Origin of the sequence: Pseudactinotalea suaedae (assembly GCF_009733815.1) — a bacterium.
Classification (GTDB): domain Bacteria; phylum Actinomycetota; class Actinomycetes; order Actinomycetales; family Beutenbergiaceae; genus Pseudactinotalea; species Pseudactinotalea suaedae.
This window is the reverse complement of sequence record NZ_WNXY01000008.1, coordinates 318,821-341,230: the sequence shown is the minus strand read 5'-3', so window position 1 is coordinate 341,230 and position 22,410 is coordinate 318,821. Positions and strand designations below refer to the sequence as shown.

The window sequence follows — 22,410 nt, the reverse complement described above, 5'->3', positions numbered from 1 at the left end:
GGTCGCATGGAGCTGGACGCGCTGCGCGCGCTTCTCGAGCGCCGCACTCCGCTGGGGACGAGCGAGCCGCTGCCCGGCGTGTTCCTCTCGCGAGAGCCGCGGCCGGGTGTCCCGCACGCCGACACCACCGGAACCACGTTCGCGCTGATCGTCCAGGGCACCAAGGAGCTGCGGCTGGGCGACCAGACCGTCACCTACGGGCCGGGCGAGTACCTGGTCACCTCGATCGACCTGCCGGTGATCGGGCGGTACTCCGAGGCGTCGACGACGGCCCCCGCACTGGGTTTCGGGATGACGCTGACCGCTCCCGCCATCGCCGAGCTGCTGCTGTCGACGGGAGCTCCACCGGGCGGGCACGGCAGCGGTCGCGGCGAGTCGCGCCCGGTGCGAGGCGAGCGTGCGGTGCCGGCACTCGTGACCAGCCGCTCGACGCCAGAGCTGCGTGACGCCGTCGGGCGGCTGGTCCGGCTGCTGGACCGCCCGCAGGACCTCCCGGTGCTCGGCCCGATGGTGCGCCGGGAGATCCTCTGGCTGCTCGTCACCGGGCCGCAGGGCGGGACGGTGCGCCAGCTCGGGCTGGCGGACAGCAAGCTCACGCGCATCGACCGGGTGGTGCAGTGGATCCGGGACCACGCCGCCGAGCCGATCCGGGTGGCGGACCTCGCCGATCGAGCCGGGCTCAGCGTCTCGGCATTTCACCGCACGTTCCGCGCCGTGACCGGCTCCACGCCGCTGCAGTTCCAGAAGCAGCTGCGCCTCGCCACCGCACGCCAGCTGCTGGCCTCGCAGGAGACGAGCGTGACGGCGGCCGCGTACGCCGTCGGCTACGAGAGCGCAGCGCAGTTCAACCGTGAGTACCGCCGCCTCTTCGGCACACCTCCCGGCCGGGACCGGGGGCGGCTGGTCTCCGTGCAGCCCGCCTGACAGCGGCGGCCGCGGCGGACCGAGCCGGCTACGCCGGCTGGTCCACCAGCGCCGCCGGTCCCGCGGTCCGGGGGAACAGGCGGGTCAGCACGTCGGTCATGGTGATGACCCCGATGGAGCCGTCGTCGCGCTGCACGACGGCGAGATGGTTCTGCGTCCTTCTCATCGTCGCGAGCGCCTCGTGGACCGGCGTGCCCGCCTGCAGCCGCAGCACCGGGCGGACCAGCTCGGCCGCCGCGCGATCGTCCGGCTCGGTGAGCGTGTCGCGCACGTGGACGAACCCGTTCGGCTGCCCCTCGCCGTCGACGACGAGCACCCGCAGGTGACCGGAGGCCTGGGTGGCGCGGCGCACGTCGGCGACGGTCGCGCCGGGGCGCACCGCCGTCATGCGCGCCGAGGGCCGGATGAGGTCGACCACCGTCAGCGACTGCAGCTCCAGCGCCCCGGTGATCTGCGTGGAGTAGCTGGCATCGAGCGCACCCACGTTCGTGGAGTGCTCGACGAGGTGGCGCAGGTCATCGGGGTTCTGGCCGGTCGCGAGCTCGTCGGCCGGCTGGACGCCCACCTTGCGCAGGCACCAGTTGGCCATCTCGTTCAACGTGCGCAGCAGCGGCCGGGTCAGGAACATGAAGCCGCGCATCGGCAGCGCCAGCAGCGTGGCCGAGGCCTCCGGGTGGGCGATCGCCCAGGACTTGGGCGCCATCTCACCGACCACCAGGTGGAGGAAGGTCACGATGACCAGCGCGAGCACGAAGCCCGCCACGTCGGCGACCCACAGCGCGAGTCCCCAGGTCTCGAAGAGCGGGGTGAGCCAGTGGTGCACGGCCGGCTTGGTGATCGCACCCAGCGCAAGGGTGCAGACCGTGATGCCGAGCTGGGAGCCCGCCAGCAGCACCGTCAGCTCGGTCGAGCTGCGCAGCGCAGCCCGTGCCGAGCGGCTGGTCGCGGCGGCGTCCTCGAGCCGGTGCTTCTTGGCGGCCAGCAGGGCGAACTCGATGGCGACGAAGAAGGCGCTCAGGGCGATCAGCGCGATGGTGACCGCGATGACGACGACAGGGTTGCTCATCGGTCGCTCCCCTGCGTCGCGTGGCTCGGCTCGTCCATCGTGACGCGCACGAGCGAGGGCACGTGGCGATCGATCGCCAGCACCTCGATGTCGATGGTGCGGATCGGCGGCTCCTCGGCTCGCGCCAGGTCGGCGAGGTCCGGGGGCAGCGTGATCGTGACGACCGTGCCGACGTCGGGGAACGAGCCGTGCTCGCTGATGATCAGGCCTGCGATGGTCTCGTAGTCACCGCGCGGCAGCTCGTGGCCGACCGACCGCTCGACCTCGTCGATGTGGATCTCGCCGGCCATCACCCAGGTCCCGTCGTCCTCGACCGGGACGTAGCCCGGCTCGGTCGGGTCGTGCTCGTCGGTGATCTCGCCCACCAGCTCCTCGGCCAGGTCCTCGACGGTGACGACGCCCGCGAGGCCGCCGTACTCGTCGATCACGCACGCCAGCTGGTTCTTGCCGCTGACGAGGATGCGCAGGGCCTCGGGCAGCCGCATGGCGGTCGGCACCACCACGGGTGACCGCATCAGGGTGGTCGCCGCGCTGCTGTCGGGGAGGTCGGTGTCGAGGACGTCCTGCAGGTGGACCACGCCCACGACCTGCTCGGTCTCGTCCAGCACCGGGTAGCGCGAGTGGCCGGCGGCCATCGCGGTGCGGATCTCACCGAGGGTGTCGTCGGCTCGGAGCACGTCGACGCGAGCCCGCGGGATCATCGCGTGCTCGGTGTCGCGCTCGGGGAAGTCGAGGATCCGGTCCAGCAGCACCGACAGCTCCTCGGGCAGGTCGCCGCTCTCGCGGGAGTCAGCCACGATGTGCTCGAGGTCGCGAGCGGTCGCTGAGTGCTCGACGTCGTGGACCGGCTCGATCCGCAGGGCGCGCAGCAGCAGGTTCGACGCCCCGTCGAACGCCCAGATCAGCCAGCCGAACAGGCGCAGGTACCAGGTGGTCGAGGTCGCCAGCCCGACGGCGATCGGCTCCGGCCGCGCGATCGCGAGGTTCTTGGGGAACAGCTCGCCGAACAGCATCTGCACGAAGGTCGAGAACACCAGCGCCAGCACGGTGCCGACGGCGATGCCCACACCGGTGGGCACCCCGACGCCGCCGAACGCCTCGCCCAGCGACTCACCGATCAGTGGCTCGGCCACGTAACCCACGAGCAGACCGGTCACGGTGATGCCGAGCTGGGCGCCCGAGAGCATGAACGACGTACGCCGCGTCACCGCGAGGGCGCGGTCGGCCCCGGTGTCGCCGCGGGACGCGCGCGCGCTCAGCCTCGACCGGTCGACGGCCATGTACGCGAACTCTTGCGCGACGAAGTATCCGGTCGCCGCGGTGATCAGCAGCACGACCACGATCCCCAGCAGCAGGGACAGTACCCACATCAGCAACTCCCCCCTCTCGCCACTAGGTGCAGCTCAAGGGGGCTCGTACTGTCGCTGTCCATCACTCTCCAGGTCGGGGTCGACGACGCGGGATCACGCTCAGAGGCGCGAGTCCCGAACGTGCATGCTACGGCAACGTCAGTCGCGGGTCCCGTCCCGCAGCACGCCCGGGTCCTCGGGCACCAGCGCGTCGAGGATCCGGTTGAGGTCCGCGACGTTCGCGAACTCGATGCTGACGCTGCCCTTGCGCTGCCCCAGGTTGACCTTGACCTTGGTGTCGAGGCGGTCCGAGAGCCGCGCGGCCAGGTCCTGGAGAGCGCCGCGGTGCACTCCCGCACGCGGGCCGCTGCGGCGGGCGGGCCGCTCGTCCTCGCCGGTCTCGCCCAGCGCCACGATCTCCTCCGTGGCGCGCACGCTGATGCCCTCGGCGACGATGCGCTGGGCGAGGCGCTCCATGGCGGCGCCGTCGGGCAGGCCGAGGAGCGCACGCGCGTGGCCGGCGGACAGCACGCCCGCCGCGACCCGGCGCTGCACCAGCGGCGGCAGCTTCAGCAGGCGCAGCGTGTTCGAGATCTGCGGCCGCGACCGCGCGATGCGGGTCGCGAGCTCCTCCTGGGTGCAGCCGAAGTCCTCGAGCAGCTGCGTGTAGGCCGCAGCCTCCTCCAGCGGGTTCAGCTCGCTGCGGTGCAGGTTCTCCAGCAGCGCGTCGCGCAGCATGTCGTCCTGGTCGGTGTCTCGGATGATCGCGGGGATCGTGTCCCGCTCCGCGAGCTGCGACGCGCGCCAGCGCCGCTCGCCCATGATCAGCTCGTAGGTGGGCTGCCCGGCCTCGTCGGTGCCGCGGGGGCGCACGACGATCGGCTGCAGCACGCCCACGGTGCGGATCGAGTCCGCGAGCTCGGACAGCTTGTCCTCGTCGAAGACCGTGCGGGGCTGCACCGCGTTCGGCACGATCGAGCCGATCGGCACCTCGGCGAAGGTGGCGCCGGGCACCGGGACGAGATCGACCCCACCCGCTGCGCTCGGCGAGGTCTCCTCGCCAGGGTTCGCTCCGCCGTCGGGGCTCTCGTCGTTCCCCTGCCCGACGGCGGTGCTGTCCTCGCCCTCCTCGCTCACGTCGTCGTTGGCGTAGGGGCTGCGGGTGTCGGGGAAGAACACGTCGACGGGTCGGCCGGCGCCGCGCTCGCCTGCGGCGGGACCGGTGGGCCCGGTCGGGATGAGCGCGCCGAGGCCTCGGCCGAGAGCGTGTCGGCGCTCGTTCATCAGGATGCTCCTTCGTTGCCGGGTGACCGCAGGGTGATCTCGCGCGCGGCCTCGCGATACGTCAGCGACCCGCTCGAGCCCGGGTCGTAGGTGAGGACGGTCTGGCCGTGCCCCGGCGCCTCGGAGATCCGCACCGAACGCGGCACGGTGGTCCGCAGCGTCTGCTCGGGAAAGTGCTCGCGGACCTCGGCGGCGACCTCGCGCGCGAGGTTGGTGCGCGCGTCGTACATCGTCAGCAGGATCGTCGAGACGTGCAGGGCGGGGTTGAGGTGCGCGCGGATCAGCTCGATGCTGTTGAGCAGCTGGCCCAGGCCCTCGAGCGCGTAGTACTCGGTCTGGATCGGGATCAGCACCTCGCGGGCCGCGACGAACGCGTTGACGGTGAGCAGGCCGAGGCTGGGCGGGCAGTCGATGAACACGTAGTCGATCCGCGGCTGACCCTCGCGCAGCCGGTGCCGCAGGTACTCGGCGAGCGCGTTCCGCAACCTGTTCTCCCTGGCCACGAGCGAGACGAGCTCGATCTCGGCTCCCGAGAGGTCGATCGTGGCAGGCACCACGCTGAGGTTGGGGAAGGCGGTGGACTGCACCACGACCTCGTGGATCGGCGCCTCGTTGATCAGGACGTCATAGGTCGACGGCGTGCCCGCCCTGTGCTCGGCGCCGAGCGCCGTGGAGGCGTTGCCCTGCGGGTCGTTGTCGATGACGAGGACGTGCAGACCTGCGGCGGCGAGCGCGGCCGCGAGGTTGACGGTCGTCGTCGTCTTGCCGACGCCGCCCTTCTGGTTCGCGACCGTGAACACCCGCGTCTGCGCCGGCCGGTCGTAGACGTGACCGTGCAGGGCGACCCGACGGCGCGCCTCTTCGGCGAGCTCGGCCAGCAGCGGCGTATCGCCGTCAACCTGCGGGATCACGTCGAGCCGGGCCTGGCGGTGGGCGTCCAGCGGGGAGTCGGGTTGCATCGGTTCCTGGGGTCGAGCGGAGGGTCACCACAGCCTACGGCTGCGCGGCCTCGCGCACGCCGGTGGGGACATCGTCCGTGGACGGCGGCCTCACACACCTCGACATCGGGTCGTCGGCCCGGAAGGGCGCGGCTCACTGCGGACGACACCGAGGAATACGATCGGATTCGCGACAGTATCCGCGCGCCCTCTGAGCAGCGCCGGCATCGCTCCCGCGCGAGCCGCCCGCGAGATATCGGGCTGAGAGCGCGCTCTCGATTGGGGCCCTGCGAGTGCTTGACGGCGCCGGACGATTCCGCAATACTCCCTGATACGATCCGATCGGAAGTTGATCTACGCTTCCAGGGCAAAGGAGCTCGGTGTGACACAGCAGATAGATCGCAGGCAGTTCTTGCGGACGGTGCAGGCGGGTGCCATCGGGGCGGGCCTGCTCGGCCTCGCGGCGTGTGGTTCGGGCTCCGGCTCCGGCGGCGCGACCGGCGGTGGCGGCGGGACCGGTGGCGGCGGCGCCGCTCGCGTCCGCGCCGCGTGGTGGGGCGGCGACGTCCGGCACGCGAAGTTCAACGAGATCTACGACCTCTACCAGGCCGCCAACGAGGGCGTCACGATCGAGCGCGAGTTCGCCGACTGGAGCTCGTACTGGGAGCGGCTCCCCACCCAGTTCGCCGGCGGCCAGGCCCCGGACATCATCCACGTCACCGAGCGGCAGGTCTCCGACTACGCCAGCCGCGACCAGCTCGCCGACCTCGAGGCGCTCGCCGGCGAGGGGCTCATCGACCTGTCCCACTTCACCGACTCCTCGATCGACGCCGGTCGCTACGACGGTCGCCTCGTCATGCTGCTCATCGGCGCCACGATCCCCGCCACCATGTGGAACCAGGCGATGTTCGACGCCGCCGGCATCGAGGCACCGTCGGTGGGCTGGGACTGGAACGGCTTCTACGAGCGGTGCGAGGCCTTCCGGGCAGCGCTGCCGGACGGCCAGTGGGGTTCGACGTATCAGGCGGTGTCGACGCCGACGTTCGACACCTTCCTCATCCAGAACGGCAAGAGCATCTTCGCGCCCGACGCCTCGCCCGAGCTCAACTTCGAGGCGGCAGACGCGGAGGAGTGGTTCGCGATGTGGAAGGAGCTCCAGGACGCGAACCTGTGCCAGAGCGCGGAGTCCGCCTCGGAGCAGCAGAGCGCGCCGTTCGAGGACACCTCGTTCGCGAGGTCCGAGGCGGCGATGCACGTGCAGAACTCGAACCAGCTGGTCACCTTCCAGACCGCGATCGGCGAGGAGAACCCGCTCCACCTGGCACCGTTCCCGCAGATGGGCGCTCAGCCTGCCTCGCTGGTCATCGGCTCCTACGTGTCGATCAACGAGGGCAGCGAGTCCAGGGAGGAGTGCGCGAAGATCGTCGACTTCTTCGTCAACGACCCCGAGGCCAACACGATCTTCGGCCTCGAGCTCGGCACGCCCGGCAACAGCAACTGGGCCGAAGCCGTCGAGGCCGACCTCGCCGAGGTCGACCGCCGCGTCCTCGACTTCGCCACCGAGGTCGAGAGCCAGTCGGTCTTCGCGACACCGCGTCCGGCGGGCAGCGCCCGCTCGGAGACGCTGATGGTGGAGCTCGGCCTCGCGGTCGGGTTCGAGCAGCTCACGCCGGCCGAGGCCGGTACCCGCCTGGTGGACGACCTGAGGGCCGCCATCACCGAGGCCGCCGCCGGATGACCTGACCCGCTCACGGGCCGCACGCCCGGTATCCGCTCATCCGACACCTGGACACGGAGTAGACGACCGCCCATGGCGACAAGGACACGGCCCAAGCGCGAGCGGAGCGAGTACGCGCGCAAGGAGGCTCGAGCAGCCTGGCTCATGCTCACACCCTGGCTGCTCGGGCTGGCGCTCATCACCGCGATCCCGATGGTGGCGTCGCTCTTCCTGTCGTTCACGAGCTACCCGCTCCTCGCGGCGCCGACCTGGGTCGGGCTGGACAACTACCTCCGGCTCGCCGACGACCCGCGGTTCCTCGCCGCGCTCGGAGTGACGTTCCGCTACGTGTTCATCTCGGTGCCGCTCCAGCTGGGGTTCGCGCTGACCCTGGCGCTGCTGCTCAACCGCGGCCTGAGCGGGATGCGGTTCTACCGCAGCGCCTTCTACCTGCCGTCGCTGCTGGGCGCCAGCGTGACGATCGCGATCCTGTGGCGGCAGGTGTTCGGCAAGGACGGCATCTTCAACGACGTGCTCGCCCTGGTGGGCATCGAGGGCATGAGCTGGATCGGCAACCCCAGCACAGCGCTGTCGACCCTGATCGTGCTGAACGTGTGGACGTTCGGTTCCCCGATGGTCATCTTCCTGGCCGGGCTGCGTCAGATCCCGCGCGAGTACTACGAAGCGGCTGCGGTGGACGGCGCAGGCCGGTTCAGCCAGTTCCGGCGCATCACGCTGCCGCTGCTGACGCCGGTGGTGTTCTTCAACGTGATCCTGCAGTTCATCCACGCGTTCCAGGCGTTCACGCCGTCGTACATCGTCAGCGGCGGCAGCGGAGGGCCGGTCGACTCGACGCTCTTCTACACCCTCTACCTCTACCAGCGCGGCTTCACCCAGTTCCAGATGGGCTACGCCTCCGCGATGGCGTGGGTGCTGCTGCTGATCATCTGCGTCTTCACCGCACTGAACTTCTTCGGATCCAGGTACTGGGTCTTCTACGGGGACGAGAAGTAGAGCCATGGCTATCGCCCGCACCGCTGCCAAGCGCATCAGCAACAACCCGGATGCCGACACCTCCCGGTTCGCCGGAGCCCAGGCCTCGCGCTTCACCCGGACGTTGCGTCACCTGCTGCTGATCACCGCCACGATCGTGATGCTCTACCCGGTGATCTGGATGCTGCTCAGCTCGCTGAAGCCGCAGGAGGAGATCTTCAGCACCGGGCTGTGGCCCGAGAGCTGGACCCTGGAGAACTACACCAACGGCTGGAACGCCCTGCAGCACGGGTTCGGCCGGTTCTTCACGAACTCCGCGATCATCGCGGCCGCCGCGGTCATCGGCAACCTCGCCTCGTGCTCGTTGGCGGCGTTCGCGATCGCCCGGCTGCGGTTCCGTGGCAACAAACTGGTGCTCGGCATCGTCCTGCTCACCATCATGCTGCCGTACCACGTGGTCGTCGTGCCCCAGTACGTCGTGTTCTCCTCGATCGGCTGGGTCAACACCTTCTGGCCGCTGATCCTGCCGAAGTTCCTCGCGACCGATGCGTTCTTCATCTTCCTGATGGTGCAGTTCATCCGGTCCCTGCCCCGCGAGCTGGACGAGGCGGCGCGCCTCGACGGGTGCGGACCGTTCGGCATCTACGGCCGCATCATCCTGCCGCTGACGGTCCCCGCGCTGGCGACGACCGCGATCTTCACGTTCATCTGGACCTGGAACGACTTCTTCACGCCGCTGATCTACCTCAACGACCCGGCCACGCACACGGTGCCGATCGCTCTGAGCAGCTTCCTCGACTCCACCGGGCAGTCCTCGTACGGCTCGCTCTTCGCGATGTCGATGCTCGCGCTGGCTCCCATCGTCGGGTTCTTCATCGCCGCCCAGCGCTACCTGGTCGAGGGCATCGCGACGACGGGCGCGAAGGGGTGAACGACGCCGTCCGCCTGAGCATCGACCCCGCCGCGGCCGTCGACCTCAGCTTCCCGATCGACCCGCACCACTTCCGGTGGCGCCACGAGCGCGAGCTCGTGGACCGGCTCCGGGACGGTGCCCCGTTCGAGACCTCGCGCTTCGCCATGTCGGCGCACGCGTTCACGCACGCCGATGCGCCGTCGCACGTCGCCGCGGGAGCGCACGCCCTGCACGAGGTGCCGGTCAGCACCTGGGTCGGCACCGCCTCGGTGCTCGACCTCAGCGACATCGCCCCCGGCGCCCCGATCGGCGCCGACCAACTGGCGCGGGCAGCCCGGCGTGCGCCCGAGCTGGTACCCGGCGACATCGTGCTGCTGCGTACCGACTGGGACCGCCGCCGCGACATCGCGACACCGGACTACTGGCACGACGCCCCCTGGGTGGACCGCAGCGGTGCCGAGTGGCTCGCCGGCGGCGGGCCCCGGGCCGTCGGCTTCGACTTCCCGCAGGACGAGCCGATCCGGCGCACGCTCGCGGGCGAGCCGGGGACGCCGCCGGAGTTCGTCACGCACGACGTGCTTCTCCGCAGCGGCATCGGCCTCATCGAGTACCTGCACGGTCTCGACCGCCTCCCCGCGCGGGTGCTCCTCGTCGCGGCACCGATCGCCCTCGTGGGCAGCGACGGCGGTCCCACCCGAGCACTCGCGTTCCCCCTGACAGCACCGCCACACGGGCACGGCACCACAACAGAAAGGCAACCGTGATCTCTCTCCACGAAGGCCGGACGACCAGCGACCTCTCGGGACCCTGGTCATACGCGCTCGACCCCGAGGACACCGGCGAGGAGCGCGGGTTCGGATCCGCCGAGCTCGACGTGACCGAGTGGGCCACGCTCGAGCTGCCGACGAACTGGTACCTCACCGAGATCGGTGACTACTTCGGCACGGTGTGGTTCCGCCGCACCTTCACGGTGCCGCCGGAGTTCGAGGGTCAGCGGGTCTACCTGCGGTTCGGGGCGGTGGACTACTTCGCGGACGTCTGGGTCAACGGCACCTTCGTCGGGTCCCACGAGGGCATGTTCAACCCGTTCGAGATCGACGTCACCGACCTCGTCGACCGGGACGGCGAGAACGTCGTCGTGCTCAAGGACGGCGCGCCGCGTGACGACACCGAGTACATCCAGGCGGTGTTCTCCGACAACCCGCTCTCGGACGACTACCAGCGGCACCAGGCCAGGTCGATCAGCCAGATCAAGGGCCACATGATCGACGCGATGCACCGCCCGGGCTCGATGACGAAGTTCCGTCAGGACGGCAACTCCGGGGGTCCGTGGGGAAGCATCTCGCTGATCGCCCGGCCGGACGTGCACGTCTCCTACGCCCGGATCTTCACGCGGATCGGCATCAAGAAGGACTGGCTGGGCGACCAGCTGGACAAGCCCGACGGGACCGGTCTGGTCGCCGTCGACGTCACGATCGTCAACACGACCGGCACGGTCGTGCGGACGACGGCGCGACTGACCGTCACGCCCAAGACCTTCGACGGCCCCGCCGTCAGCGGCCCCGACCGCCCGGTCGTGCTGCAGCCCGGCGAGAACGTCGTCAAGCTCGTGCTCACCGTGCGGGACGCACGGCTGTGGTGGACCTGGGACCACGGCAACCCCGACCTGTACGTCGCCACGATCGCCGTCGGCGAGGACTGCCTGGACCAGACCTTCGGCATCAAGGAGATCCGTCACGACGAGCCGACCGGCCAGTGGTACCTCAACAACAAGCGCATCTTCCTGCGCGGCATGCGGTACATCACCTCGCAGTGGCTGAGCGAGGGCAACCGCACGCTGTGGTCGGAGGACCTCGGCAAGATGCTCGACATGCAGATCAACTCGATCCGCATCGGCAGCCACGTCGAGCCCGACGAGTTCTACACGATGTGCGACGAGATGGGCTTCCTCGTCTGGCAGGTGTTCCCGCTGCACTACTGCGTCAGCGACAGCGACGACTTCATCGAGCGGGCGTCGGAGATGATCCGCGACATGGGTCAGATGCTGGTCAACCACGCCAGCATGGGCATGTGGTCGGTCTTCAAGGAGCCCGAGATCTACCTGCTGCCGGACAAGCCGAACAACTTCTTCCGGCTGTGCCAGATCCTCAAGGAGACGCTCGGCACGGTCGACCCCACCCGCTGGATCCACCTCGGTGACTACCGCGAGGGTGCGCAGAACCTCATGATCGGCGGCGTCCAGCCCGGCGACATGGACCTGAGCCAGAAGATCATCCAGCCGCAGATCGTCGAGTTCGGTGCGGCGTCGATCCCGGTGCTGGAGACCCTCAAGACCTTCATCCCCGAGGACAAGCTGTGGCCCCCGCACTGGGACACCTGGGAGTACCACGGGTTGTTCTACGACCTCGCCTTCGGGTTCGCCAAGATCGACATCGGCAGCTCGCTCGAGGAGTTCATCGACAACTACCAGTCGTACGAGGCGCTGGTCGTCAAGGAGCAGATCGAGTTCTTCCGGCAGCGCAAGTACAGCCCGGTCGCCTCGATGTACCTCTACTACTGGAGCGACTCCTGCCCGATCATCGGGTCCGGGCTGCTCGACTACTACCGCCGGCCGTACAAGGTCTACGACTGGATGAAGGCGGTCTACACCCGCGTGCTGGTCAGCCTCGAGCGCGAGGTGACGCCCTACGTCATCGGCCGGGAGAAGGTGTACGCGCCGACGCAGACCTTCACCGCGAAGCTGTGGCTGACCAACGACGTCGACGCGGCCTACGAGGGTGCGCAGATCTCATGGCGGATCAGCCACCGCGAGAGCGGCACCGAGGTCGCGCGCAACGCGTTCTCGGGCACCATCCTCGCCGACTCGGTGGCGGTGACCGATCACGTGGTGTGGCCGATCCCGGCCGACGCCCCGACCGGGGAGTACCGGGTCGACATGCTGGTCACCGATGCCGCGGGCACCGAGCTGTCCAGCAACTTCATGGACATCGTGGTGCGGTGACATGAGCGAGCAGCGAGCAGTCGTCATCACCGGCTCCGGGAGCGGGATCGGCCAGGCCACGGCCGCCGCCTTTCTCGCCCAGGGTGCCACCGTGCATGGCTTCGACCTCGCCGAGCCGCAGCCGGACCCCCTGCCGGAGCGCGACTCCGGCAGGTGGGTCCCCCACCGGCTGGACGTGGCGGACGCCGACGCCGTGCGCGCGGCCCTCGGTCGGGTGGTCGACGAGGAGGGCGGCGTCGACGTGCTGGTCACGAGCGCGGCCGTGGGCTTCCCCGAGCCGTTCAGCGAGATGACGCCGGAGTCCTGGGACCGGGTCTTCGGCATCAACGTCACCGGCACCATGACCTGCATCCAGACCGTGCTGCCGTCGATGATCGAGAACGGCAGCGGGGCCGTCGTGGTGATCTCCTCGATCGCCGGCCGGACCAGGAGCGTCGCCAACGGCGCTCACTACACGGTGTCCAAGTACGGCCTGATCGGGCTCACCCGACACCTGGCTGCCGAGCTCGCGGGCACCGGGGTACGGATCAACTGCGTGGCCCCCGGGCCCACGAACTCGCCGATCCTCACGGCGAACTCGAGCGAGGAGGAGATCGAGGGGATCGTCCAGCGCACGCCGTTGCGTCGGATCGCCGAGCCCGAGGACGTCGCCTCGGTCGTGGAGTTCGTGGCGGACCCCCGGGCCCGCCACATCCACGGCGCGGTGCTCGACGTCAACGGAGGGCTGTACTGATGGCACGCGGCGTGCTCGTCACCGGCGCCGCGGCCGGCATCGGAGCGGCGACGGCGGACCTGTTCCTCGCCGACGGCCACGGCGTCACCGGAGCCGACCTCGCCGCACCTGCGCCCCGGGCCGACGAGCGGTTCCTGCCGCTCCAGCTCGACCCGACGTCGGCCGACTCCCAGCGCGACATGGTCGAGGCCGCCGTCGAGCACGCCGGACGGCTCGACGTGGTGGTCACGCACGCCTTCGTGGGATCGACCACCCCGCTCGCGGACCTCACGCTCGAGGAGTGGAACCGCGTGATCGGCATCAACCTCCGGGGCGCGATGCTGACGATCAAGACGGCGCTGCCCCACTTGCGCAGCGGCGCGGCGATCGTGGTGACGTCCTCGATCGCGGGGCGCCGGTACAGCAGCGTGATGGGCCCGCACTACACCGTCGCCCGGTACGGCCTGATCGGGCTCACCCGGCACCTCGCGGAGGAGCTGGCCGGCAGCGGCATCCGCATCAACGCCGTCTGCCCGGGACCTCCGGACACGCCGCAGATGTGGGAGGTGACCACCGACGAGCAGCGCCGCGAGATCGCGGCTCGCACGCCGACCCGGCGCCTGGCTGCACCGGACGACGTGGCCGAGACGATCGCGTTCCTCGCGGGCTCGGGTGCCCGCCACATGCACGGCGCGGTCGTGGACGTCAACGGCGGCCTCCACTGATCAGCCCCGCGCCGACCCGAGAGGACGACCGATGACCCGCCCCGACGCGCGCCGCGCAGTCGCCGTGGCCACGATCGGCCTCGACGGCTTCGGGGACGAGAACTTCGAGTACGCCTTCGACCTCATCCCCCGCCTGGGCATCCGGCGCGTCGAGCTCAACTGCTGGTACGGGCGCAACCTGACACCGTCGGGGATCGAGTCGATCCGGGTCCGGTGCGCCGAACGTGGCCTGCTGCCGGTCTCGCTGCACCTGCCGGGGTTCAGCAGCGCCGGCAACGCCGACCACGCGCGCGAGGTGGCGCGGTGGCTGTGGGTGCTGGAGGCCGCCGATCGCCTCGGAATCGGCCTGATCAAGGCGACAGGCAGTGCCCGCGGCACCGCCGGCGGCCTCGAGGGCGTGATCGACGTGCTGCGCCAGATCACACCCGTGGCAGCCGACCGCGGCGTCACGATCGCGCTCGAGAACCACGTCGACAACGTGCTCGAGCTGCCCGAGGACTACCGGAGGATCTTCGAGGCGGTGCCCTCGGAGACGATCGGCATGTGCCTCGACACCGGTCACTTCACGGCCTCCGGCGTCGACATGATCGCCGTCGTCGACGAGCTCGGTGACCGGATCGTGCACGTCGATCTCAAGGACTGCGCATCGTCGCAGGGGCGCGAGGACTTCGTCGGGTTCGGCGAGGGGATCGTGGACTTCGACGCGGTGCTGGGGCGGCTGGTCGAGCGCGACTACAGCGGGCTGCTGCTCGTGGAGTTCCCGCGCCGCAGCCTCGACACGGTGATCGACGACCTGACAGCCGGCGCGCGGATCGCGCGGCGCTACGCGACGGAGGACGACTGATGGTCCGGATCGGCTTCATCGGCGCGGGCGGCGTCGCGCGACACCATGTCACGCACCTCCTCGAGCACCCCGAGGTGCAGATCACCGCCGTCGTCGACCCCGACGTCGAGAACGCGGGCCGGTTCGCCGAGCGCACCGGCGCACGCGTCCTCGCCTCCACGGACGAGGCGATCGGCCACGTGGATGCCGCCTACGTGACGACGCCACCGCGGGTGCGGATCCCGATCGTGCGCGCGCTGGCCGAGGCCGGCCGTGGGATCTTCTGCGAGAAGCCGCTCGCGGCCACGGTGGCGGACGCGCTGGCGCTCACCGCGATCGTCGAGGAGCACGGCGTGCCGTTCATGATGGGCTTCATGCGCCGGTGGCACCCGCCCTACCGCCACCTCAAGGAGCTCGCTGACGACGGTGAGCGGCTCGGCACGCCGCTGCAGCTGTTCCGGCAGCGGCTCGGCCACCTGCCACCGGGCCCGGGCAACTGGCGCGCCGACGCCGATCAGCTGTGCGGCATGACGGTGGAGTCGGTCTCCCACGACATCGACCTGTTCCGCTGGCTGGGCGGGGAGATCGTCGCGGCACGCGGTGAGGTGCTCTGCTCCGACCCCGAGCTGCCGGGCTTCGACGACACCCTGGCGGCGACCGTGCGGTTCACCTCCGGAGCGACCGGATCGCTCCAGGTGAGCTGGGCGAGCCGGATCCAGCGCAACCAGTGCGGAGTGCTCGGGACGCGGTCGGCAGCCGTGGTCTCCGGTGCCGGGATGTGGTCCTCGGAGGTGCTGGACGTCGCCGGGGCCGTGACCGACCTGCCACGGGAGGACGCCGAGGACATGGGCTACGGCGGCGAGACCGCCGCGTTCCTCGCGATGCTGGCGGGCGGCTCCGACCCGGTACCGGGTGTGCGCGACGGCCTGCGAACCGTGGAGATCTCGCACGAGATCCTCGGGTCCTCCACCGCCGAGAGCCGCTGACGCGCGGTCTCGCTACCGACCCGTGAACCTCGGTGGTCGACGCTCGACGAAGCTCGCGACACCGGTCCGGAAGTCCTCGCTGCCGTAGACGTCGCGATAGACGTCGTCGACCGGCACCTGGCTCACCGCGGCGTCGATGCGTCGCTCCAGACCCTTGACCGAGCGCAGCGTCAGCGGAGCGGCCGTACGGATGCGGTCGAGCGCGGTCGCCACGAGGGTCTCCAGCTCCTGGCCGTCGGCCACGGCGGTGACGAAGCCGGCAGCCCGGGCCTCGGCGGCGTCGAGCAGCCGACCGGTCAGCAGGATCTCGCTGGTCAGGCGCCGCCCCAGGGTGGCGTGCAGCCGCGCGATCGAGGTGGCGGACAGGGTGTTGCCGATCGTCTGCGCGATCGGCGACCCGAACCGTGCGCGGCTGGTGGCGTACACGATGTCGGCGAGCGCGGCCAGCACCAGCCCGCCGCCCACGCACGCGCCGTCGACCACGGCGAGCACCGGCACCCGCACCGCGAGCAGGGCGCTCTGCACCTGACGCATCCGGCGCTCGTACTCGACGCCGAGATCGCCGTCCGTGATGGCGAGGAGCTCGTTGATGTCGGTGCCGCCCGCGAAGTGGCCCTCCGCGCCCCGGAGCACGACGGCGCGCACGCTGCGGTCGTCGCGGACGTCGTCGCACGTGGCCTCGAAGGCGTCGTACATCGCGTGGTCGAGCGCGTTGCGCCGCCGCGGGTTGGCGAAGGTGACCGTGACGACGTCGTCCGCCCTCTCGACGAGGACCGAACCCGTCACGCCTGGCCGCCCAGCAGCTCGTCGCGGTGCTCGTCGAGCAGCGGCGGGTGGCGCCGTGCCTGCGCCGGCGTGCCTGAGAGCTTGACGGGGAATCCGAGGGTCTGCACGGTGCCCTCGACCGGGTGGGGGATGGTCTGCACCATCTCGCGTGCCTGCGTGTGCGGGTCGGCGAGCACGGCGTCGTAGGGCTGGATCTTGCCGGCGGGCACGCCTGCGGCCAGCAGGCGCTCGACCCATGCGTCGGTCGTGTCGGTGGCCAGCACCTCGCTGATCAGGTCGGCGAGCTCGGCGCGGTTGCGCATCCGGTCGGGGTTCGTGGCGAACCGCTCGTCACTCTCCAGCTCGGGGCGTCCGAGCGCGGCGCAGAGATAGCCCCAGAGCCGCTGGTTGTTCGCCCCGATCGTCATCCAGCCGTCCGCGGTCTCGAAGGCTTGGTACGGGGCGGACATGCGGTGCGCGGAGCCGGTGGCCACCGGCACCTGTCCGCTGGCCCAGTACTCGGTTGCCTCCCACACGGACAACGCCAGGGCCGAGTCGTACAGGGACGTCTCGATCCGTTGCCCCTCGCCGGTGCGCAGCTTGTGGATGTACGCGCTCAGGATCCCGTAGACGCAGAACAGACCGGAACCCAGGTCTGCGACCGGCACCCCCGCCTTGACCGGCGGGCCGCCGGGTGACCCGGTCACGCTCATCACCCCGGCCAGGCCCTGGGCGATGAGGTCGTACCCGGCGCGCTGGGAGTAGGGACCGTACGAGCCGAAACCCGTGATGCTGGCGTAGATGATCGACGGTGCGACCGCCCGCAGCGACTCGTAGTCGATCCCGAGCCGCTCGGTCACGCCCGGGCGGTAGTTCTCGACGACGACGTCGGCCTCCGCGACCAGGTCGAGGAGGTGCTGTCGGTCCTGCTCGTCGCGCAGGTCGAGGACGACGCTGCGCTTGTTGCGGTTGAGCGCGAAGAACGCCGGTCCGTCGTCGCCCTTGCCCGAACGCCCCCACGAGTGCCGGGTCTGGTCCCCGCCGCCGGGCGGCTCGACCTTGACCACGTCCGCGCCGAGATCGGCGAGGAGCATCGTGCTGAAGGGCCCGGCCATCACCTGCGTCAGGTCGATGACCTTCATGCCCGCGAGTGCTCCGGCGTTCATCGGCTGTCCTCCGGGTGATCGTTGGCGAACGGTGCCGTCACTGGTCCTCCGCGGCGGGTACGGCGTCGAGGTCGCCGTCGACCGCAGCAGCCACGACGGCGCTCGCTGCGGCCAGGGTCAACGTGCGCGGGTTGTTCTCGCTCAGCCGCACGGCGCGGACTCCCTGCTCGGCGATCCATGCGACATTCTCGGTGCTGACACCGATCGCGGACAACGTGCGGGGAATCCCCAGAGCGCTGAGGAAGTCGCGCACCAGGTGCGGCGCGCGACCGGCGAGGTCGCCGTCAGGGCCCGAGGCGCCGAAGATGCGAGCGATCGCCGCCATCTCCTCGAGCCGCTCCACCTGGTTGTAGGCCATCACGTACGGGAGCAGGCAGCCCACACCCACCCCGTGAGCGGTGCCGGTCAGCACCCCGATCGGGTACTGGAGGGCGTGGGCGGCGGCCGTCCCAGCGGTACCGAAGGCCAGCCCTCCGAGCAACGACGCGTACATCGTCTCGGTGCGCGCGGACAGGTTGGTCGGATCGCGGTAGGCCACCTGCAGGCCCGCGACCAGGGCGCTGATGCCCTGGAGCGCCAGCGTGTCGGTGAGGCGGCTGCGCCCGACGAAGACCCGGTCGCGCGGCAGCTCGGGCGTCCCCTGCCGCTGGCGCGCGGTCAGCGACTCGACGCAGTGCGCGAGCGCGTCGGCCCCCGCGGCCGCTGTCACCTCAGGCGGGCAGGTGATCGTCAGCTCGGGGTCGCACACCGCCACCCGCGGGATGAGGTGGGGGCTCGAGATGCCGACCTTCATGCCGAGGGTGGCGTCGGCGACGACCGCGACCGGGGTGGCCTCCGACCCGGTGCCGGCGGTGGTCGGCACGGCGATCAGCGGAACGACAGGCCCCGGGACGCCGAACTCGCCGTAGTAGTCGGACGGCGACCCGCCGTGGCGGAGCAGGGTCGCGACCACCTTGGCGAGGTCGATACAGCTGCCGCCCCCGACCGCCACGATCAGCTCGGTGCCGTGGCGGCGGGCATCGGCGGCGACCGTCACCGCCAGATCGGCGGGCAGCTCGGGTTCGACGTCACGGCAGATGGCGACCTCGACATCCTCGGACCGCAAGGACGCGAGCACGTGCTCGAACTCCTCCTGGCCGGACAGGTAGGGGTCGACGATCACGTACGCGCGCCGCCCTTCACGCGCGGCCAGCCATCCCACCGACCTGCGCATGCCCGGTCCGAACAGGATCTCCGAGGGTGCTCGGAGCACGGCGAACCCGGACGCCCCGCCACCGTCGCTCTCGCCCAGCAGCATCGGCTGCGCGACATCACCGGTCAGCGGCATCGACTGGATCCAATCCGATAGGATTATCCGACTCGGTCACAGTACGGTTTCCCCAAGATGCGTGTCAAGATCCGCAGGTTCGGGCATGATGCCCCCAGGCAATGTTTCGCAACGTCGGCCGATACGATCTGATCAGTACCGAGGCCGTCTCGTGTGCCGATGACCTGAGGGGGCTTGATGGACCGCAGCGACACCCACGGGAGCGTGGAGCCTCAAGGCTCCCGCGCCGGCCGGACGCCGATCGGCGAAGAGGTCTACGACGTCCTGCTCTCACGCATCCTCTCGGCCGAGATGAAGCCGGAGGGGCGCATCACCATCGACGCGATCGCCCGCGAGCTGGGCGTGTCACAGACGCCGATCCGGGAGGCACTGCACCGCCTCGACGCCGAGGGTGTCGTGGTTCGCACGCACCTGGCGGGCTACCGGGTCGCCCCGATGATGACGCGGGAGCTGTTCGAGGACCTCGTGGAGCTGCGGCTGCTCCTGGAACCCGCCGCGACACGTCGCGCCGCCGAGCGTGCCAGCGACAGCGACCTCTCCGAGCTCCGCGTGCTTGCCGACGCGATGAGGCCCGAGGTGCTGGCGGAGTCCGGGAGCCGCGGGTACGCGCTCTTCTCCCAGCGCGACGCCGAGTTCCACGACCGGATCGCTCTGTGCGGGCGCAACACGTTCATCCGTGACTCGCTGAGTCGCCTGCACACGCACGTGCACCTGTTCCGGCTGTCGAACAAGGCGAGCGTGACCAGCGAGGCCATCGAGGAGCATGCCGAGATCGTCGCGGCGATCGGTCGCCGCGACCCGGATGCCGCCGCCTACGCCATGCGTTCGCACATCGAGGCTTCCGCTCGACGGTTCGGTGCAGCCTTCGAGTAGCTCGGTCGATCTCCGGTCCAGCGGGGGTCAGGGCGCCAGGCCGATGTACTTCTCCTCGAGGAACTCGAGGATCCCCTCGGTGGCCCCCTCGCGGCCAAGACCGCTCGCCTTCATCCCTCCGAACGGAGCGGCAGGGTCGCTGAGAACGCCGCGGTTCACCGCCACCATGCCGGCGTCGATCCGGTGCGCCACACGCATGGCGTCCCGCTCCGAGCCGTAGACGTAGGCGATCAGGCCGTACTCGGTGTCGTTGGCCATCGCGACGGCGGTGTCGACGTCGTCGAACGCGATCAGCGTCGCTACCGGGCCGAAGATCTCGGTCCGGGTGATCGTGGTGCCGTGCTGCACCTGGGTGAGCACGGTCGGGGTGAAGAACGCCCCCGGTCCCTGCGGTTCGCCACCGAGCGCGACGTGGGCCCCCTCGGACACCGCGGTGCCCACCAGGTCGGTGATCTTGTCCCGCTCCCCCATCGACACCAGAGCCCCCAGCCGGCTGCCTGGCTCCAGGCCAGGTCGGGGCTCGAACTCGGCCATGGCTTCGGCGAGCCGCTCGCTGAACTCCTCGTAGCGGCTGCTGTGGACGTAGAAGCGGTTCGCTGCGGTGCAGGCGGATCCGCCGTTGCGCATCTTCGCGACGACGGCGCCCTCGACCGCCTCCTCGAGGTCGGCGTCCGCCAGCACGATGAACGGCGCGTTCCCGCCCAGCTCCATGGAGGCACTGACGATGGTGTCGGCCGCCTCCCTCAGCAGCAGGCGTCCCACCTCGGTGGAACCGGTGAACGAGAGCTTCGTGACCGCAGGATCGTGGAGCATCGCCGCGACGGCGGGGCCGGTCGGGGCCGGCACGACGAGGTTGACCACTCCCTTCGGCACGCCGGCGCGCTCGAGCGCATCGACGACGTAGGTGGCCGTCAGCGGAGTCTCGCGCGCCGGCTTGAGGATGGTGGTGCAACCCGCCGCCAGCGCCGGTCCCAGCTTTCTCGTGGCCATCGCCGCGGGAAAGTTCCACGGCGTGATGAGCAGGGAGACGCCGATCGGCTGCCGAGTCACGATGATCCGCTTGTCACCGTTGGGCGACAGCCGGTAGTCACCCGGGATCCGTACCGCTTCTTCGGCGAACCACCGGAAGAACTCGGTCGCGTAGTCGGCTTCGGCAAGTGCGTCACTGAACGCCTTGCCGTTCTCGCGCACGATCGTCTCCGCGAGCACCTCCCGCTCCGAGCGCAGGATCTCGAAGACACTCCGCAGGATCTCCGACCGCTCGCGGGGCGGGGTGGCCGCCCAGCCAGGGCCGGCCGCCGCCGCGGCCGCGACGGCGGCTGCGCAGTCAGCCTCCGAGGCGATGGCGAAATCGGCGATCGTCGTGCCGTCGGCTGGGTCGATCACAGCGAACGTCCGGCCATCGCCGTCTCGCCACGTGCCGTCGATGTAGGAGGAGGTGAAGTAGGGCACGTCGGCTCCCTCGGTCGTGGTCGGTCATGCCGTTTCCGATCGTATCGGATTCTGCTCGACAGAGGGAGTCCCTCGGCGACGAGCGCCTTGAGGTCTCCTTCCCGGCGCGGCGCGGACGCTCGAGCTGCAGGTGGCCCACTGCCGGGTTCTACAGCAGGCTGCCGCCCGAGACCTCGATGCGTTCGGCCGTCATCCAGCGCAGCTCGCTCGAGGCGAGGGCTGCGATGGCGTCGGCGATCTCGGCGGGCTCGCCGACGCGACCGAGGGCGGTGTGGGCGGCGAGGCTGCTGCGCAGGTCAGGGTCGTCGCGTATGGCACCGCCGTTGAAGTCGGTGGCCGTGGGCCCGGGGGCGATGCTGTTGATGCGGATTCCCCGTGGTCCGAGCTCGACGGCGAGGCTGCGGCTCAGGGCCTCCACCGCCGTCTTCGACGCCGCGTAGAGCGAGGTCCCGGGGCTGACGTGGCGGGTGAGGGAGGTGGAGACGTTGATGATCCGACCGCCGTCGCCGATGTGAGGCGCCAGTGCCTGGATGAGGAAGAAGGTGCCGCGCAGGTTCGTCCCGATGAGGGCGTCGAACTGATCCACGGTGGCGTCTTCGAGTCGGCCGAACAGGCCGATACCGGCGTTGTTGACCAGCACGTCGATGGCGGAGCGGCCCCACCGCGCGTCGATGTCGTGCCGCAGCGAGACCGTGAAGTCGGCAAAGGAGGCGACGTCCGCCAGGTCGAGCCGCACGACGATGGCATCACCGCCGGCGTCACAAATCTCCTCCACGACGCCGGCTGCCTCGCCAGGGTCGCCCCGATAGGTGAGCGCCACGGCGAAGCCGCGCTGGGCGAGGGCACGCGCTGCCGCTCGGCCCAGGCCCCGGTTGGCCCCGGTGACCACGGCGATCCGCGGGGTGCTCGCGGTCATGCGCCGGATCCGTCGGGGAAATCGACGCTGATGAGGGGGCTGCCCTGCATCCATGCGTCGAGGGGTGCGACCGGTTGGCGGATGCCTGCGGGATTCCACGGCTGATTGAGGTCGGCGATGATCGACGAGAACACGACCTCCCGCTCGGCGCGGTCGAGTACCGGTGTGCCCACGGCCTTCAGGTCCGCCCGCACCCCGTTCTTGAGGTGGAACACGAAGTCAGGGTTGGCCACGATGTTCGCGTACCAGTCGCGGCGCGCCGGCGACGACGAGAGGTAGATGCGCCCGTCGACCCGGTAGAACCACACCTCGATGCGTCGCAAGCGGCCGGTACGTGCGCCGGTGGTGGTGATGTCGATCGTGCGCTCCCGGGCGCGCGACGCGGGGGTGATGGCCAAAGCCCGTTCGATGCTGGAATCCATCGTGCTCCTAGTAAGTATCTATTTACTTATACGCTAGGCCTGCGAGGACGATCGTGTC

At 70.3% G+C, this 22,410-nt stretch carries 21 protein-coding genes; 11 read left to right on the top strand and 10 right to left on the bottom strand.

All coding sequences use genetic code 11. The features are described 5' to 3' along the window. The first annotated feature begins 6 nt into the window (after window positions 1-6). Entirely contained in the window at window positions 7-924 is a 918-nt protein-coding gene (locus GPA04_RS14830) for an AraC family transcriptional regulator (RefSeq protein WP_156224946.1), read from the top strand. Window positions 925-952: 28 nt separating this feature from the next. Here GPA04_RS14830 and GPA04_RS14825 read toward each other — a convergent pair whose 3' ends face one another. From GPA04_RS14825 to GPA04_RS14810, 4 genes are all read right to left on the bottom strand, one after another. Then, window positions 953-1,990, bottom strand: coding sequence for a hemolysin family protein (locus GPA04_RS14825; protein ID WP_156224945.1), 1,038 nt, complete (start codon window positions 1,988-1,990; stop codon window positions 953-955). Beyond that, the gene (locus GPA04_RS14820) at window positions 1,987-3,360 is read right to left on the bottom strand and encodes a hemolysin family protein (RefSeq protein WP_156224944.1); all 1,374 of its coding nucleotides are present in this window, start codon (window positions 3,358-3,360) and stop codon (window positions 1,987-1,989) included. The genes GPA04_RS14825 and GPA04_RS14820 overlap by 4 nt, the downstream gene beginning before the upstream one ends. A gap of 138 nt (window positions 3,361-3,498) precedes the next feature. Beyond that, complete coding sequence (locus GPA04_RS14815) at window positions 3,499-4,623, bottom strand: ParB/RepB/Spo0J family partition protein (protein ID WP_156224943.1); 1,125 nt, start codon at window positions 4,621-4,623, stop codon at window positions 3,499-3,501. Then, window positions 4,623-5,582, bottom strand: coding sequence for a ParA family protein (locus GPA04_RS14810; protein WP_156224942.1), 960 nt, complete (start codon window positions 5,580-5,582; stop codon window positions 4,623-4,625). Before GPA04_RS14810 ends, GPA04_RS14815 begins: the two co-directional genes overlap by 1 nt. Window positions 5,583-5,943: 361 nt before the next feature. On the opposite strand from GPA04_RS14810, the gene GPA04_RS14805 reads away from it, so the two are divergent. From GPA04_RS14805 to GPA04_RS14770, 9 genes are all read left to right on the top strand, one after another. Beyond that, window positions 5,944-7,299 carry an ABC transporter substrate-binding protein gene (locus tag GPA04_RS14805; protein WP_156224941.1) on the top strand — a complete coding sequence of 452 codons (1,356 nt, stop codon included), beginning with the start codon at window positions 5,944-5,946 and terminating at the stop codon, window positions 7,297-7,299. Between the two features lie 72 nt (window positions 7,300-7,371). After that, window positions 7,372-8,292: a carbohydrate ABC transporter permease gene (locus GPA04_RS14800; RefSeq protein WP_156224940.1), complete on the top strand. Its 921-nt coding sequence runs from the start codon at window positions 7,372-7,374 to the stop codon at window positions 8,290-8,292. 4 nt (window positions 8,293-8,296) lie between these two features. After that, the gene (locus GPA04_RS14795; protein ID WP_156224939.1) at window positions 8,297-9,202 is read left to right on the top strand and encodes a carbohydrate ABC transporter permease; all 906 of its coding nucleotides are present in this window, start codon (window positions 8,297-8,299) and stop codon (window positions 9,200-9,202) included. Beyond that, on the top strand, window positions 9,199-9,948 hold the full coding sequence (locus tag GPA04_RS21040) for a cyclase family protein (protein WP_162458628.1): 750 nt from the start codon (window positions 9,199-9,201) through the stop codon (window positions 9,946-9,948). The genes GPA04_RS14795 and GPA04_RS21040 overlap by 4 nt, the downstream gene beginning before the upstream one ends. Further along, window positions 9,945-12,185, top strand: a complete 2,241-nt coding sequence (locus GPA04_RS14790) for a glycoside hydrolase family 2 protein (RefSeq protein WP_162458627.1) — start codon at window positions 9,945-9,947, stop codon at window positions 12,183-12,185. The genes GPA04_RS21040 and GPA04_RS14790 overlap by 4 nt, the downstream gene beginning before the upstream one ends. Before the next feature lies 1 nt (window position 12,186). After that, on the top strand, window positions 12,187-12,918 hold the full coding sequence (locus tag GPA04_RS14785) for an SDR family NAD(P)-dependent oxidoreductase (RefSeq protein ID WP_162458626.1): 732 nt from the start codon (window positions 12,187-12,189) through the stop codon (window positions 12,916-12,918). Beyond that, window positions 12,918-13,622: an SDR family NAD(P)-dependent oxidoreductase gene (locus tag GPA04_RS14780; RefSeq protein ID WP_156224936.1), complete on the top strand. Its 705-nt coding sequence runs from the start codon at window positions 12,918-12,920 to the stop codon at window positions 13,620-13,622. The genes GPA04_RS14785 and GPA04_RS14780 overlap by 1 nt, the downstream gene beginning before the upstream one ends. Window positions 13,623-13,653: 31 nt before the next feature. Next, a complete protein-coding gene (locus GPA04_RS14775; protein ID WP_156224935.1) occupies window positions 13,654-14,466 on the top strand; it encodes a sugar phosphate isomerase/epimerase family protein in 813 nt (270 codons plus the stop codon). Continuing rightward, the gene (locus GPA04_RS14770; protein WP_156224934.1) at window positions 14,466-15,431 is read left to right on the top strand and encodes a Gfo/Idh/MocA family protein; all 966 of its coding nucleotides are present in this window, start codon (window positions 14,466-14,468) and stop codon (window positions 15,429-15,431) included. The genes GPA04_RS14775 and GPA04_RS14770 overlap by 1 nt, the downstream gene beginning before the upstream one ends. 12 nt (window positions 15,432-15,443) lie before the next feature. On the opposite strand, the gene GPA04_RS14765 is transcribed toward GPA04_RS14770, so the two are convergent. The 3 genes from GPA04_RS14765 to GPA04_RS14755 are packed head-to-tail and all read right to left on the bottom strand — an operon-like array spanning window position 15,444 to window position 18,689. After that, window positions 15,444-16,217: an enoyl-CoA hydratase-related protein gene (locus GPA04_RS14765; protein ID WP_156224933.1), complete on the bottom strand. Its 774-nt coding sequence runs from the start codon at window positions 16,215-16,217 to the stop codon at window positions 15,444-15,446. Next, window positions 16,214-17,362: a CaiB/BaiF CoA transferase family protein gene (locus GPA04_RS14760; RefSeq protein WP_241680823.1), complete on the bottom strand. Its 1,149-nt coding sequence runs from the start codon at window positions 17,360-17,362 to the stop codon at window positions 16,214-16,216. Before GPA04_RS14760 ends, GPA04_RS14765 begins: the two co-directional genes overlap by 4 nt. A 37-nt stretch (window positions 17,363-17,399) precedes the next feature. Then, the gene (locus GPA04_RS14755; RefSeq protein WP_241680822.1) at window positions 17,400-18,689 is read right to left on the bottom strand and encodes an iron-containing alcohol dehydrogenase; all 1,290 of its coding nucleotides are present in this window, start codon (window positions 18,687-18,689) and stop codon (window positions 17,400-17,402) included. 177 nt (window positions 18,690-18,866) lie between these two features. On the opposite strand from GPA04_RS14755, the gene GPA04_RS14750 reads away from it, so the two are divergent. Beyond that, window positions 18,867-19,562 (top strand): GntR family transcriptional regulator, encoded by a 696-nt coding sequence (locus tag GPA04_RS14750; protein ID WP_156224932.1) that lies wholly within the window; start codon window positions 18,867-18,869, stop codon window positions 19,560-19,562. Between the two features lie 27 nt (window positions 19,563-19,589). On the opposite strand, the gene GPA04_RS14745 is transcribed toward GPA04_RS14750, so the two are convergent. From GPA04_RS14745 to GPA04_RS14735, 3 genes are all read right to left on the bottom strand, one after another. Next, window positions 19,590-21,014 (bottom strand): NAD-dependent succinate-semialdehyde dehydrogenase, encoded by a 1,425-nt coding sequence (locus GPA04_RS14745; RefSeq protein ID WP_156224931.1) that lies wholly within the window; start codon window positions 21,012-21,014, stop codon window positions 19,590-19,592. Between the two features lie 148 nt (window positions 21,015-21,162). Continuing rightward, a complete protein-coding gene (locus GPA04_RS14740; RefSeq protein WP_156224930.1) occupies window positions 21,163-21,930 on the bottom strand; it encodes an SDR family NAD(P)-dependent oxidoreductase in 768 nt (255 codons plus the stop codon). Next, window positions 21,927-22,352 (bottom strand): nitroreductase/quinone reductase family protein, encoded by a 426-nt coding sequence (locus GPA04_RS14735; RefSeq protein ID WP_156224929.1) that lies wholly within the window; start codon window positions 22,350-22,352, stop codon window positions 21,927-21,929. Before GPA04_RS14735 ends, GPA04_RS14740 begins: the two co-directional genes overlap by 4 nt. Window positions 22,353-22,410: the final 58 nt, after the last annotated feature.

Coding starts and splice junctions, on each gene's coding strand:
- GPA04_RS14740 (WP_156224930.1), bottom strand. CDS start 21,930: ATGACCGCGAGCACCCCGCGGATCGCCGTGGTCACCGGGGCCAACCGG.
- GPA04_RS14785 (WP_162458626.1), top strand. CDS start 12,187: ATGAGCGAGCAGCGAGCAGTCGTCATCACCGGCTCCGGGAGCGGGATC.
- GPA04_RS14760 (WP_241680823.1), bottom strand. CDS start 17,362: ATGAACGCCGGAGCACTCGCGGGCATGAAGGTCATCGACCTGACGCAG.
- GPA04_RS14775 (WP_156224935.1), top strand. CDS start 13,654: ATGACCCGCCCCGACGCGCGCCGCGCAGTCGCCGTGGCCACGATCGGC.
- GPA04_RS14750 (WP_156224932.1), top strand. CDS start 18,867: ATGGACCGCAGCGACACCCACGGGAGCGTGGAGCCTCAAGGCTCCCGC.
- GPA04_RS14735 (WP_156224929.1), bottom strand. CDS start 22,352: ATGGATTCCAGCATCGAACGGGCTTTGGCCATCACCCCCGCGTCGCGC.
- GPA04_RS14815 (WP_156224943.1), bottom strand. CDS start 4,623: ATGAACGAGCGCCGACACGCTCTCGGCCGAGGCCTCGGCGCGCTCATC.
- GPA04_RS14770 (WP_156224934.1), top strand. CDS start 14,466: ATGGTCCGGATCGGCTTCATCGGCGCGGGCGGCGTCGCGCGACACCAT.
- GPA04_RS14820 (WP_156224944.1), bottom strand. CDS start 3,360: ATGTGGGTACTGTCCCTGCTGCTGGGGATCGTGGTCGTGCTGCTGATC.
- GPA04_RS14825 (WP_156224945.1), bottom strand. CDS start 1,990: ATGAGCAACCCTGTCGTCGTCATCGCGGTCACCATCGCGCTGATCGCC.
- GPA04_RS14800 (WP_156224940.1), top strand. CDS start 7,372: ATGGCGACAAGGACACGGCCCAAGCGCGAGCGGAGCGAGTACGCGCGC.
- GPA04_RS14810 (WP_156224942.1), bottom strand. CDS start 5,582: ATGCAACCCGACTCCCCGCTGGACGCCCACCGCCAGGCCCGGCTCGAC.
- GPA04_RS14830 (WP_156224946.1), top strand. CDS start 7: ATGGAGCTGGACGCGCTGCGCGCGCTTCTCGAGCGCCGCACTCCGCTG.
- GPA04_RS14780 (WP_156224936.1), top strand. CDS start 12,918: ATGGCACGCGGCGTGCTCGTCACCGGCGCCGCGGCCGGCATCGGAGCG.
- GPA04_RS14795 (WP_156224939.1), top strand. CDS start 8,297: ATGGCTATCGCCCGCACCGCTGCCAAGCGCATCAGCAACAACCCGGAT.
- GPA04_RS14755 (WP_241680822.1), bottom strand. CDS start 18,689: ATGCCGCTGACCGGTGATGTCGCGCAGCCGATGCTGCTGGGCGAGAGC.